The 13,978-nt window shown below is 57.2% G+C and carries 9 protein-coding genes; 6 read left to right on the top strand and 3 right to left on the bottom strand.

Features of this window, described 5'->3' with window-relative positions:
* Positions 1-104: 104 nt before the first annotated feature.
* A complete protein-coding gene (locus ABLU67_RS23780; protein WP_148842371.1) occupies positions 105-542 on the bottom strand; it encodes an acetyltransferase in 438 nt (145 codons plus the stop codon).
* 156 nt (positions 543-698) lie between these two features.
* On the opposite strand from ABLU67_RS23780, the gene metA reads away from it, so the two are divergent.
* From metA to aceK, 4 genes are all read left to right on the top strand, one after another.
* Complete coding sequence (gene metA / locus ABLU67_RS23785; RefSeq protein WP_004109666.1) at positions 699-1,628, top strand: homoserine O-succinyltransferase; 930 nt, start codon at positions 699-701, stop codon at positions 1,626-1,628.
* Between the two features lie 259 nt (positions 1,629-1,887).
* Positions 1,888-3,489 carry a malate synthase A gene (gene aceB, locus ABLU67_RS23790; RefSeq protein ID WP_348852559.1) on the top strand — a complete coding sequence of 534 codons (1,602 nt, stop codon included), beginning with the start codon at positions 1,888-1,890 and terminating at the stop codon, positions 3,487-3,489.
* 31 nt (positions 3,490-3,520) lie between these two features.
* Complete coding sequence (gene aceA, locus ABLU67_RS23795; RefSeq protein ID WP_004097699.1) at positions 3,521-4,825, top strand: isocitrate lyase; 1,305 nt, start codon at positions 3,521-3,523, stop codon at positions 4,823-4,825.
* A 53-nt stretch (positions 4,826-4,878) separates the two neighbouring features.
* A complete protein-coding gene (gene aceK, locus ABLU67_RS23800; RefSeq protein WP_032719360.1) occupies positions 4,879-6,621 on the top strand; it encodes a bifunctional isocitrate dehydrogenase kinase/phosphatase in 1,743 nt (580 codons plus the stop codon).
* A gap of 13 nt (positions 6,622-6,634) precedes the next feature.
* Here the strand turns inward: aceK and ABLU67_RS23805 are convergent, their stop codons facing one another.
* Together ABLU67_RS23805 and iclR are read right to left on the bottom strand one after the other, a co-directional pair.
* Positions 6,635-7,039 (bottom strand): ASCH domain-containing protein, encoded by a 405-nt coding sequence (locus tag ABLU67_RS23805; RefSeq protein ID WP_086074014.1) that lies wholly within the window; start codon positions 7,037-7,039, stop codon positions 6,635-6,637.
* Between the two features lie 9 nt (positions 7,040-7,048).
* Positions 7,049-7,876 (bottom strand): glyoxylate bypass operon transcriptional repressor IclR, encoded by an 828-nt coding sequence (gene iclR / locus ABLU67_RS23810; RefSeq protein ID WP_004097706.1) that lies wholly within the window; start codon positions 7,874-7,876, stop codon positions 7,049-7,051.
* A 196-nt stretch (positions 7,877-8,072) separates the two neighbouring features.
* Between iclR and metH the strand changes: the two genes are divergently transcribed.
* On the top strand, positions 8,073-11,756 hold the full coding sequence (gene metH, locus ABLU67_RS23815; protein WP_348852560.1) for a methionine synthase: 3,684 nt from the start codon (positions 8,073-8,075) through the stop codon (positions 11,754-11,756).
* Positions 11,757-11,943: 187 nt separating this feature from the next.
* A complete protein-coding gene (locus ABLU67_RS23820) occupies positions 11,944-13,575 on the top strand; it encodes a Na/Pi cotransporter family protein (protein ID WP_009651734.1) in 1,632 nt (543 codons plus the stop codon).
* Positions 13,576-13,978: the final 403 nt, after the last annotated feature.

Genomic DNA, 13,978 nt, shown 5'->3' on the forward strand with positions numbered 1-13,978 from the left:
GCCAGGCATCAAACAAGTGAAGAGCCCATCCTGACGGATGGGCTTTTTGCGTTTTGTCGCCTGAATCGACCGGACAGCGGTTACCCTTATCCGGTCTTACTTCATTACTCATGTACCAAATTCAATAACGGATAGGGTTTGCCAAGATCGTCCGTCTCAGAACGGCCTGTCACCTTAAAGCCCATCTTCTTATAAAATCCGACCGCTTGTTCATTCTGCTCATTAACGTTGGTCGTCAGTTTGGGCGCTAACGTCAGCGCGTGTTCAATCAACAGCTTACCCACGCCGCAGCCGCGGACCGTAGGATCAACGAATAGCGCATCCATATGTTCCCCCGTAAGCAGCATAAAGGCGACCGGCTCGTCTTTCTCCGTCACCGCGACCCACAGCGGCGCTTCGGGTAAAAACGCGCTCACCAGATCTTCCAGTTCCGCTCTATACTCTTTTGATAAAAAATCGTGCGTTGCATCGACCGACCGACGCCAGATCGCAATCAGTTTTTTCTCTTCATCATGCCGTGAACGGCGGATACTAATAACCATATTTGCTCCTTTTCTTTGTTCTTATATTCTAACTCAAATGTCTCCGTGAAATTTTCTCACCCTGCACCTGCAGGCTCGACATTCACCTTATTCCTGGGTATCTTCAGCTGTCTGGATGTCTAAACGTTTATACGTATGCTATGAGGTAATAAAGTTATGCCAATTCGGGTGCAGGACGAGCTACCGGCCGTCAATTTCTTGCGTAATGAAAACGTCTTTGTGATGACGACAACTCGCGCGACGACTCAGGAAATCCGCCCGCTGAAGGTGCTCATCCTTAATCTGATGCCGAAGAAAATCGAGACTGAGAATCAGTTTTTGCGACTGCTTTCCAACTCTCCTCTGCAGCTTGATATCCAGCTGTTGCGCATCGATGCCCGCGAATCACGTAATACTCCGGCGGAACACCTGAACAACTTCTACTGCAACTTTGAAGATATTTGCGATCAGAACTTTGATGGCCTGATTGTTACCGGTGCACCTTTAGGTTTGGTTGAATTTAATGACGTTGCCTACTGGCCGCAGATAAAACAGGTGCTGGAATGGGCTAAAGATCATGTTACCTCAACGCTGTTTGTCTGTTGGGCGGTACAGGCAGCCCTCAATATCCTCTACGGTATCCCTAAACAGACCCGCTCTGAGAAGATTTCCGGGGTCTACGAACACCATATCCTGCAACCTCATGCCTTGTTAACCCGCGGCTTTGACGATAGCTTTCTGGCCCCGCACTCGCGCTATGCCGATTTCCCGGCGGCGCTGATACGCGACTACACCGACCTCGAGATCCTGGCGGAAACGGAAGAGGGCGACGCCTACCTGTTCGCCAGCAAAGATAAGCGCATCGCCTTCGTGACCGGTCACCCGGAATATGACGCGAACACCCTGGCCAGCGAGTTCTTCCGCGATGTGGAAGCGGGTCTCGATCCGCAGGTTCCACATAATTATTTCCCGCAGAACGATCCGCAGAACAAACCGCGCGCCACCTGGCGAAGCCATGGCAATTTGCTGTTTATCAACTGGCTGAATTATTACGTCTACCAGATCACGCCATACGATCTACGCCATATGAATCCGACTCTGGATTAATCTTCTACACAACGCGATCCTAAAGCGTTTCAGCATTTTGCCTCTGGCACCTTCGGGTGCCTTTTTTATTTCCGAAACGCAGCTCATATTGTAATTAAACTTTATTTATATTGTTATCAATAGGTTAAACGATAATTAAATTAAAAATGGAAATTGTTTTTGATTTTGAAAAATAAATGCGTAGTCTTAATTGTGCTGAACGAAAACTACACAACGATCTTACGTTCGCGCCAACTGGATTAACCAAGAGGAGCAGCACATGACGCAGCAGGCGACAATCACTGACGAACTGGCTTTTAGCCAGCCATATGGCGACCAGGAGAAGCAAATCTTAACGCCTGAGGCCGTAGAATTTCTGACCGAGCTGGTGCGCCGCTTTACGCCTGAGCGCAATAAACTCCTGGCCGCGCGTATCCAGCAGCAGCAGGCAATTGATAACGGCAAGCTTCCAGATTTTATTTCGGAAACAGATTCCATTCGCAACGGTGATTGGACGATCCGCGGTATTCCGGACGATTTGCAGGATCGGCGGGTAGAAATTACCGGTCCGGTAGAGCGCAAGATGGTCATCAATGCGCTCAATGCGAATGTAAAAGTCTTTATGGCGGATTTCGAAGACTCACTGGCGCCCGAATGGAGCAAAGTCATTGATGGGCAAATTAACCTGCGCGATGCGGTTAACGGCACCATCAGCTACACCAATGAAGCCGGCAAGATTTATCAGCTCAAGCCGAACCCGGCGCTGCTGATCTGCCGCGTGCGCGGTCTGCATCTGCCGGAAAAACACGTGACGTGGCGCAGGGAAGCGATTCCCGGCAGTCTGTTCGACTTCGCCCTCTATTTCTTCCACAACTACAAAGCGTTACTGGAAAAAGGCAGCGGCCCCTATTTCTATCTGCCGAAGACTCAGGCCTGGCAGGAAGCCGCGTGGTGGAGTGAAGTATTTAGCTTTACGGAAGACCGTTTTGAGCTGCCGCGCGGCACCATCAAAGCCACGCTGCTGATCGAAACGCTGCCCGCCGTATTCCAGATGGACGAAATTCTGCACGCCCTGCGCGACCATATTGTGGGTCTGAACTGCGGGCGCTGGGACTACATCTTCAGCTATATCAAAACGCTGAAGAATCATCCGGATCGCGTTCTGCCGGACCGCCAGGTGGTGACGATGGACAAGCCTTTCCTCAGCGCCTACTCGCGATTGTTGATTAAGACCTGCCACAGGCGCGGCGCGTTTGCGATGGGCGGCATGGCGGCCTTTATTCCGAGCAAAGATGCCGAGCGAAACAACCAGGTGCTGAACAAGGTAAAAGCGGACAAATCGCTGGAGGCGAATAACGGCCATGACGGTACCTGGATCGCGCATCCCGGGCTGGCTGACACCGCGATGGCCGTCTTTAACGGCGTACTGGGCGAGAACAAAAATCAGCTGTCCGTTACCCGCGAAGACGATGCGCCGATTACCGCTGAACAGCTGCTGGCCCCCTGCGAGGGCGAACGAACCGAAGAGGGCATGCGCGCCAACATTCGCGTGGCGGTGCAGTACATCGAGGCGTGGATTTCCGGCAACGGCTGCGTACCGATTTATGGCCTGATGGAAGATGCGGCGACGGCGGAAATCTCCCGTACCTCTATCTGGCAATGGATCCACCATGAGAAAACCCTCAGTAACGGCACACCGGTTACCAAAGCGCTGTTCCGCCAGTGGCTGGCTGAAGAGATGCGGGTGATTCAGGACGAACTGGGCGAGCACCGCTACAGCAGCGGGCGTTTTGATGAAGCCGCTCGCCTGATGGAACAGATCACCACCTCCGACGAGCTGATCGATTTCTTAACCCTGCCGGGCTACCGCCTTCTGGCCTAATTCACCACACAACAATATGGAGCATCTGCACATGAAAACCCGTACCCAACAAATCGAAGAATTAAACAAAGAGTGGACGAATCCGCGCTGGGAAGGCATTACTCGCCCATACAGCGCCGAAGATGTGGTGAAGCTGCGCGGCTCGGTCAACCCGGAATGTACTCTGGCGCAGCTGGGCGCGGCAAAGATGTGGCGACTGCTGCACGGGGAAGCGAAAAAAGGCTACGTCAACAGCCTGGGCGCGCTGACCGGCGGCCAGGCGCTGCAGCAGGCGAAAGCGGGCATTGAAGCGATTTATCTTTCCGGCTGGCAGGTCGCAGCGGACGCCAACCTGGCCTCCAGCATGTATCCGGATCAATCGCTCTATCCGGCGAACTCGGTACCGGCCGTGGTCGATCGGATCAACAACAGCTTCCGCCGCGCGGATCAGATCCAGTGGTCTGCGGGCATTGAGCCGAACGATCCGCGTTATACCGATTATTTCCTGCCGATCGTCGCCGACGCGGAAGCGGGGTTTGGCGGCGTGCTTAATGCGTTTGAGCTGATGAAATCGATGATTGAGGCCGGTGCAGCGGCCGTACACTTCGAAGACCAGCTGGCATCGGTGAAAAAATGCGGCCATATGGGCGGCAAAGTGCTGGTCCCCACGCAAGAGGCGATTCAGAAACTGGTCGCCGCGCGTCTGGCGGCGGACGTCATGGGCGTGCCGACGCTGGTGATCGCTCGCACTGACGCCGATGCGGCGGATTTAATTACCTCAGACTGCGATCCTTACGATCGCCAGTTCATTACCGGCGACCGTACCAGCGAAGGTTTCTTCCGTACCCATGCCGGTATCGAACAGGCCATCAGCCGCGGGCTGGCCTACGCGCCCTATGCCGACCTGGTGTGGTGTGAAACCTCTACCCCGGACCTTGAGCTGGCGAAGCGCTTTGCCGACGCGATCCACGCGAAATATCCGGGCAAACTGCTGGCCTACAACTGCTCGCCGTCGTTTAACTGGCAGAAAAAGCTGGATGATAAAACCATTGCCAGCTTCCAGCAGCAGCTGTCGGATATGGGCTACAAGTATCAGTTCATCACCCTGGCCGGTATTCACAGCATGTGGTTCAACATGTTCGACCTGGCCCACGCCTACGCCCAGGGCGAGGGGATGAAGCACTACGTTGAGAAGGTCCAGCAGCCGGAGTTCGCGGCGGCTAAAGATGGCTACACCTTTGTCTCTCATCAGCAGGAGGTCGGCACCGGCTACTTCGATAAGGTCACCACCATTATCCAGGGCGGAGCCTCATCAGTCACGGCGTTAACCGGCTCTACAGAAGAAGATCAGTTCTGATAATTTCCCCCTCTCCCTCTCTCCGGGGGAGAGGGATGGGTGAGGGGGAAGAGATGACGCGTGGCCTGGAATTATTGATTGCTCAAACTATTTTGCAGGGTTTTGACGCCCAGTACGGTCGTTTTCTTGAAGTGACTTCCGGCGCCCAGCAGCGCTTTGAACAGGCTGACTGGCATGCCGTCCAGCAGGCGATGAAGCAGCGTATTCATCTCTACGATCACCATGTCGGCCTGGTCGTCGAGCAGCTGCGCTGCATTACCGATGGTAAAAATACCGATACCGATTTTTTGCTGCAGGTAAAAGAACACTATACCCACCTGCTGCCGGATTACCCTCGTTTCGAAATTGCGGAGAGCTTTTTCAATTCCGTTTATTGCCGGTTGTTTGACCACCGCTCGCTGACTCCCGAGCGGCTTTTTATTTTCAGCTCTCAGCCAGAGCGGCGCTTACGCGCCATCCCGCGCCCGCTGGCCAAAGATTTCTTCCCCGAGCGCGGCTGGGACACGCTATTACGCAAAGTGTTATCCGATCTTCCTCTCCGTCTGCCGTGGCAAAACAGCGCGCGCGATATCGGTTATATCACCGCTTGCCTGCAGGAGGCGCTCGGCAGCGAGCTGCTTTCCCGGTCGCACCTGCAGGTGGCGAATGAACTGTTTTACCGCAATAAGGCGGCCTGGCTGGTAGGCAAACTGGTTACGCCGATGGCGACGCTGCCTTTTCTTCTGCCAATCCATCGCACCGATGAAGGCGAATTGTTTGTCGACGCCTGTCTGACGACGCATGCCGAAGCCAGCATCGTTTTTGGCTTCGCCCGCTCCTATTTTATGGTTTACGCGCCGCTACCCGGCGCGCTGGTCGAGTGGCTGCGCGAGATTCTCCCGGGGAAAACCACCGCTGAACTGTACATGGCGATTGGCTGCCAGAAGCATGCGAAAACCGAGAGCTATCGGGAATACCTGCACTATATTTCCCGCAGCGATGAGCAATTTATTGAAGCGCCGGGGATTCGCGGCATGGTGATGCTGGTGTTTACTTTGCCGGGATTTGACCGGGTATTTAAAGTCATTAAGGATCGCTTTGCGCCGCAGAAAGAGATGACCGCCGCCCACGTGCGCGCCTGCTATCAGCTGGTCAAAGAGCACGACCGCGTGGGAAGGATGGCCGATACCCAGGAGTTTGAGAACTTCGTCCTGGAGAAACGGCAAATTGCGCCCGAACTAATGGCCCTGTTACAAACCGAAGCCGGAGCGAAAATTACCGATCTCGGCGATCGGATTGCGATCAGCCATCTTTATATCGAGCGGCGGATGGTGCCGCTGAATATCTGGCTGGAGCAGGTGGACGGTCCGGCGCTGCGCGATGCGGTAGAGGAGTACGGCAACGCCATTCGTCAGCTGGCCGCCGCCAACATTTTCCCCGGCGATATGCTATTTAAAAACTTTGGCGTCACGCGTCACGGCCGGGTGGTGTTCTACGATTACGATGAAATTTGCTATATGACGGAGGTGAATTTCCGCGAGATCCCGCCGGCGCGCTACCCGGAGGATGAGCTTGCCAGCGAGCCCTGGTATAGCGTCTCGCCTGGCGATGTTTTTCCGGAAGAGTTTCGCCACTGGCTGTGCGCTGACCCGCGCATCGGACCGCTATTTGAAGAGATGCACGCCGACCTGCTGCGCGCCGACTACTGGCGGGAGCTGCAAACGCGTATCCGCAACGGCCACGTGGAAGACGTCTATGCCTATCGCCGCCGTCAGCGTTTTAGCGTGCGCTACGGCGACCTGAAGCAGGCGGGATAGCCGATGGCCTGCTTCAGGCTGCTTCGATAACGGCAAATTCTTCGTACACCAGCTCCATATCCGGCGCCCAGGTGCCTTCGCGTTCAAAGAATGCCTGATGCGCCGATTGCCAGTAAGCGAGGCTTAAATCACCTTCGCCCTCCAGCGCGGCGAGCTCAGGGCTCATTTCGTTAAAGCGAATGAGCCTGAGGGTCAGGGTGCGTATCACGCAGACGGCTTTCCCTTTGCCGTCCAGCACAATGTGATACGCCCCCGGCGTCACGGGCGGCTGCTCCTGCTGATAGCTGGCAAGCGAGCCGCAGGTGCCGCGTTTCTTCCCGGCGATAACCAGGGCAGCCAGCTCGTCGGCCAGCGCCGGTGAATCGCCGAAAGACCAGCAGAAAGCAGAAGGGTATTTATCCTGCCAGTAGGATTTCAGATCGCTCATTTAGCGCACTCCGCCGTAGGCCAGCGTCACTTCTTTCGCCGCCTTAATTACCATCGCGCCGAACTCGGTCACGCGGTCATCGGTAATACGGGAAATGGGCCCGGAAATGGAGATGGCGGCGAACGGCTCACGATGTTCATCATAAATGCACGACGCTACGCAGCGCAGGCCCAGCGCGTGTTCTTCGTCATCAAACGAGTAGCCGCGCTTACGCGTCTGGGCCAGGTCCTCTTTCAGATGTACCGGCGATACCAGGGTGGCATGGGTATAAGCGTGCAGACCTTGACGGTGCAGCAGGCCGGTAACCTGCTCTTCGCTTAGCTGCGACAGAAACGCCTTTCCGGCGCCGGAAGCGTGCATCGGCAGCTTACCGCCAATCGGTGCCGACATACGCATCAGCTGCGTACACTGCACCTGATCGATAATAATCGCCTGATGATCGCTCTGGTCAAGCACCGCGAGGTTAACCGTTTCACCGGAATCTTCCATCAGCTGACGCAAAATCGGATGGACGATCGCCAACAGATTACGGCTTTGCAGGAAGCTGCTGCCGACGACGAAAGCATGGGCGCCCACCGACCAGTGGCCCAGCTCACCGACCTGACGAACAAAACCCAGCTGCTGCATGGTCGTCAGCAGGCGGTGAGTCGTGGAGTTAGGCAGGCCGGCCTGCTGGGCCAGTTCGGTCAGCGCCACGCTGCCGTGGGATTCAGCAATCCATTCGAGCAGCTTCAGTCCGCGGGTCAGGGACTGAACTTGCCCGCCGGCCGGAGCGGCGGCGGGGGAGGCAGGTTTTCTGCCGCGTTTTGCGGGAGCGGGGGTCGCCATCGCGGACTCCTTTTTTCTGTATCGTGGAAATGATTTTCGTTTTATTTGGCGATAATGCAATCACTACCCGACTGATCGGATGAGTGAAGCTGAACATGTCTCATCTTGCCCGCTGTTCTCTTTTCCACCCCTTCGGTTTGTGCCAGTATGGTCTGTTGAGTTTTTTCGGTCTGGTTGAGCGTTGTCGGGAGCGAGTGTGAGCAGCAAAGTTGAGCAACTGCATCAGCAGTTAAAAGCACGTATTTTGGTTCTGGATGGGGGCATGGGCACCATGATCCAGAGCTACCGTCTGAGTGAGCAGGACTTTCGCGGCGAGCGCTTTGCCGACTGGCCGTGCGACCTGAAGGGCAACAACGACCTGCTGGTTCTCAGCAAGCCGGATGTGATAACCGCTATCCACGATGCCTATTTTGCGGCCGGGGCGGATATCATTGAAACCAACACCTTTAACTCGACGACCATCGCGATGGCGGATTACCAGATGGAATCCCTGTCGGCGGAAATCAACTTTGTGGCGGCGAAACTGGCCCGCGCCAGCGCCGATGCCTGGACCGCACGCACGCCGGAAAAACCGCGCTACGTCGCAGGGGTCCTCGGCCCGACTAACCGCACGGCGTCCATTTCTCCCGACGTCAACGACCCGGCCTTCCGCAACATCACCTTTGACGGGCTGGTGGAAGCCTATCGTGAATCCACCAAAGCGCTGGTGGAAGGCGGGTCGGATCTGATTCTGATTGAGACGGTGTTCGATACCCTCAACGCCAAAGCGGCGATCTTTGCGGTTAAAGAGGAGTTTGAAGCGCTGGGAGTCGATCTGCCGATTATGATCTCCGGCACCATCACCGACGCCTCCGGGCGCACGCTGTCCGGCCAGACCACCGAAGCCTTTTATAACTCGCTGCGCCACGCCGATGCGCTGACGTTTGGCCTCAACTGCGCCCTGGGGCCGGATGAGCTGCGCCAGTACGTGCAGGAGCTGTCGCGTATCGCCGAATGCTACGTTACCGCCCACCCGAACGCCGGTCTGCCGAATGCCTTTGGCGAATACGACCTGGACGCCGACACGATGGCGGCGCAAATTCGCGAATGGGCTGAAGCCGGATTCCTGAATATTGTCGGCGGCTGCTGCGGCACTACGCCGGAACATATCGCCGCCATGAGCCGCGCGGTGGCCGGCCTGCCGCCGCGCCAGCTGCCGGAAATCCCTGTCGCCTGTCGTCTTTCCGGCCTTGAGCCGCTGAATATCGGCGATGACAGCCTGTTTGTGAACGTCGGCGAACGCACCAACGTTACCGGCTCGGCAAAATTCAAACGTCTGATTAAAGAAGAAAAATATAACGAAGCGCTGGATGTGGCGCGCCAGCAGGTGGAAAGCGGCGCGCAGATTATCGATATCAATATGGATGAGGGGATGCTCGACGCCGAAGCGGCGATGACGCGTTTCCTCAACCTGATCGCCGGTGAGCCGGATATCGCCCGCGTGCCGATTATGATCGACTCGTCCAAATGGGAGGTTATCGAAAAGGGCCTGAAGTGTATTCAGGGTAAAGGCATCGTTAACTCCATCTCGATGAAAGAGGGCGTTGAGCCGTTTATCCAGCATGCGAAAAAGGTGCGCCGCTACGGGGCCGCCGTCGTGGTGATGGCCTTTGATGAAGTGGGCCAGGCCGATACCCGAGAGCGGAAAATTGAAATTTGCCGCCGGGCGTACAAAATTCTCACCGAAGAGGTGGGCTTCCCGCCGGAAGACATCATCTTTGACCCGAATATTTTCGCCGTGGCGACCGGGATTGAAGAGCACAACAACTATGCCCAGGACTTTATCGGCGCCTGCGAAGATATCAAACGCGAACTGCCGCACGCGCTGATCTCCGGTGGCGTCTCTAACGTATCGTTCTCCTTCCGCGGGAATGACCCGGTGCGCGAGGCGATTCACGCGGTATTCCTCTACTACGCCATCCGCAACGGCATGGACATGGGCATCGTTAACGCCGGCCAGCTGGCGATTTACGACGACCTTCCCGCCGAGCTGCGCGATGCGGTTGAAGATGTGATTCTGAACCGCCGCGATGACGGCACTGAACGCCTGCTCGATCTGGCGGAAAAGTATCGCGGCAGCAAAACCGACGATACCGCCAACGCTCAGCAGGCGGAATGGCGCAGCTGGGACGTCAAAAAACGCCTCGAATACTCGCTGGTTAAAGGCATTACCGAATTTATCGAGCTCGATACCGAAGAAGCCCGCCAGCAGGCCGCGCGTCCGATTGAGGTTATCGAAGGGCCGCTGATGGACGGCATGAACGTGGTCGGCGACCTGTTCGGTGAAGGGAAAATGTTCCTGCCGCAGGTGGTGAAATCCGCCCGCGTGATGAAGCAGGCGGTGGCCTACCTCGAACCCTATATTGAGGCCAGCAAAGAGAAAGGTTCCAGCAACGGCAAGATGGTCATCGCCACCGTGAAGGGTGACGTTCACGACATCGGCAAGAATATTGTCGGCGTGGTGCTGCAGTGTAACAACTACGAAATCGTCGACCTTGGCGTGATGGTGCCTGCGGATAAAATCCTGAAAACCGCCCGCGAGGTTAACGCCGACCTGATTGGCCTCTCCGGGCTGATTACGCCGTCGCTGGATGAGATGGTCAACGTGGCGAAGGAGATGGAGCGTCAGGGCTTTACTATTCCGCTGCTGATTGGCGGCGCAACCACCTCGAAAGCGCACACGGCGGTGAAAATCGAGCAGAACTACAGCGGGCCGACGGTCTACGTGCAGAACGCCTCGCGCACCGTTGGCGTGGTCGCCGCGCTGCTGTCCGATAGCCAGCGCGATGATTTTGTCGCCCGTACCCGCAAAGAGTACGAAACGGTACGTATTCAGCACGGGCGTAAAAAGCCGCGCACCCCGCCGGTCACGCTGGAGGCCGCGCGCGATAACGACCTGGCCTTTGACTGGGCAAGCTACACCCCGCCGGTGGCCCATCGTCTTGGCGTGCATGAGGTTGAGGCCAGTATCGAAACCCTGCGTAACTATATCGACTGGACGCCGTTCTTTATGACCTGGTCGCTGGCCGGTAAGTATCCGCGCATTCTGGAAGATGAAGTGGTCGGCGAAGAGGCGCAGCGCCTGTTTAAAGACGCCAACGAACTGCTGGATAAGCTCAGCGCCGGGAAGGCCCTGAATCCGCGCGGCGTGGTGGGGCTGTTCCCGGCTAACCGCGTCGGCGACGATGTTGAAATCTATCGCGATGAAACCCGGACTCACGTGCTGACGGTGGGGCATCATCTGCGCCAGCAGACGGAGAAAGTCGGCTTTGCCAACTACTGCCTGGCGGATTTTGTCGCGCCGAAGCTGTCGGGGAAGGCGGACTATATCGGCGCCTTTGCGGTGACCGGCGGCCTTGAGGAAGACGCGTTGGCCGACGCCTACGAGGCGCAGCACGATGACTACAACAAGATTATGGTGAAGGCGATTGCCGACCGCCTGGCGGAAGCCTTTGCCGAGTATCTGCATGAGCGGGTGCGTAAGGTTTACTGGGGCTATGCGGCGAACGAAAACCTCAGCAACGAGGAGCTGATCCGCGAGAACTACCAGGGAATTCGCCCGGCGCCGGGCTATCCGGCCTGCCCGGAGCACACCGAAAAGGCGACGATCTGGGAACTGCTGGAGGTGGAAAAACGCACCGGCATGAAGCTGACGGAATCTTTTGCCATGTGGCCCGGCGCGTCGGTTTCCGGCTGGTACTTCAGCCATCCGGACAGCAAATACTTCGCGGTAGCGCAAATTCAGCGCGACCAGGTGGAAGACTATGCGTTGCGTAAGGGGATGAGCGTGGCGGAAGTGGAGCGCTGGCTGGCGCCGAACCTCGGTTACGATGCCGACTGATCCACCAAACCGTTATCTTTCCTTACAACTAACAGGGCGCTCAATGAGCGCCCTGTCTCTTTATTGTGCGTAAACCCTTATACTGAAGGAAGCTTGCGATCGTTGCCGTCGGATAAGCGAAGCGCTATCCGGCCTGTAACGGTTTATGAGTTTCGGGAACGAATAAATATAAGGAGAAGCTGATTCCGTGTTAACTCTGCTACACCTGTTGTCCGCCGTCGCCCTACTGGTGTGGGGCACCCATATCGTCCGTACCGGCGTGATGCGCGTCTACGGCGCTCGTCTGCGAAGCGTACTCAGCAGCAGCGTGGAGAAAAAACCGCTCGCCTTCTGCGCGGGGATCGGCGTTACCGCGCTGGTGCAGAGCAGCAACGCCACCACCATGCTGGTCACCTCTTTTGTCGCCCAGGATCTGGTGGCGCTGGCCCCTGCGCTGGTGATGGTGCTGGGCGCTGACGTCGGTACCGCGCTGATGGCGAGGGTGCTGACCTTCGATCTGTCCTGGCTTTCGCCGCTGCTGATTTTTATCGGCGTGATTTTCTTCCTTGGGCGCAAGCAAACGCGCGCGGGCCAGCTTGGGCGCGTGGGGATTGGTCTGGGCTTGATTCTGCTAGCGCTGGAGCTGATCGTGCAGGCGGTGCATCCCATCACCCAGGCTAACGGCGTACAGGTGATTTTCGCCTCGTTGACCGGCGATATTATGCTGGATGCGCTGATCGGCGCGGTGTTTGCCATCATCAGCTATTCAAGCCTGGCAGCGGTGCTGCTGACCGCAACGTTAACCGCCACCGGCGTGATTTCGTTTCCGGTGGCGCTGTGCCTGGTGATCGGCGCCAACCTCGGATCCGGGCTGCTGGCCATGCTAAACAACAGCGGCGCCAATGCTGCCGCGCGCCGCGTGGCGCTCGGCAGCCTGCTGTTTAAGCTGGTGGGTAGCCTGATTATCCTGCCGTTTGTGCATCTGTTGGCAAACGTCATGGATGAGCTTCCGCTGCAAAAATCCGAACTGGTTATCTATTTCCACGTCTTCTACAACCTGATCCGCTGTATCGCCATGGTGCCGTTTGCCGGCCCCATGGCTAACCTCTGTAAGCGTCTGATTCGCGATGAGCCCGAGCTGGACGCGCGGCTGAAGCCGAAGCATCTTGATACTTCGGCGCTGGATACGCCCGCCCTGGCGCTGGCCAATGCCGCCCGCGAAACCCTGCGTATTGGCGATGCCATGGAGCAGATGCTGGAAAGCCTGCATAAAGTGATGCACGGCGAGCCGCGTGAGGAGAAAGAGCTGCGGCGGATGGCGGACGATATCAACGTACTTTACACCGCCATTAAGCTCTATCTGGCGCGGATGCCGAAAGAGGAGCTGGCGGATGAGGAGTCCCGCCGCTGGGCGGAAATTATCGAAATGGCGCTTAACCTCGAGCAGGCTTCGGATATCGTCGAAAGAATGGGCAGCGAGATCGCCGATAAATCGCTGGCCGCGCGGCGCGCGTTCTCCATGGAGGGATTAAAAGAGCTGGATGCCCTCTACGAGCAGCTGCTCAGCAATCTGCAGCTGGCGATGTCGGTCTTCTTCTCCGGCGACGTGCCGAGCGCCCGCCGCCTGCGCCGCAGCAAGCATCGTTTTCGTATCATGAACCGTCGTTACTCGCATGCCCACGTTGACCGCCTGCATCAGCAAAACGTGCAGAGTATTGAGACCAGTACGCTGCACCTGGCGCTGCTGGGCGATATGAAGCGTCTGAATTCACTGTTCTGCTCGGTGGCCTATAGCGTGATGGAGCAGCCGGATGAGGACGATGAGCGCGATGATTATTAAGCGCTGATGTGCCGCCTGACATCCCCGGCTCGCGCTGCGCTTAGCCGGGCTACAGGTATACCGCGGTCTGCGGGATGGTAGCCCGGACAGATGCGCAGCATCGCCTCCGGGGAATTATGCCACTCTGCGCTTTGCTCCCGGGGACGGCGCAGAGCGCCTTGCCCGGGCTACGAGATCTCCACCGTCTGCGGGATGGTAGCCCGGACAGATGCGCAGCATCGCCTCCGGGTAATTATGCCACTCTGCGCTTTGCTCCCGGGGGCGGCGCAGAGCGCCTTGCCCGGGCTACGAGTTCTCCACCGTCTGCGGGATGGTAGCCCGGACAGGCGCGCAGCATCGCCTCCGGGTAATTATGCCACTCTGCGCTTTGCTCCCGGGGACGGCGCAGAGCGCCTTGCCCGGG

Origin of the sequence: Klebsiella sp. GN_Kp190, assembly GCF_040061795.1 — a bacterium.
Taxonomy (GTDB): Bacteria; Pseudomonadota; Gammaproteobacteria; order Enterobacterales; family Enterobacteriaceae; genus Klebsiella; species Klebsiella michiganensis.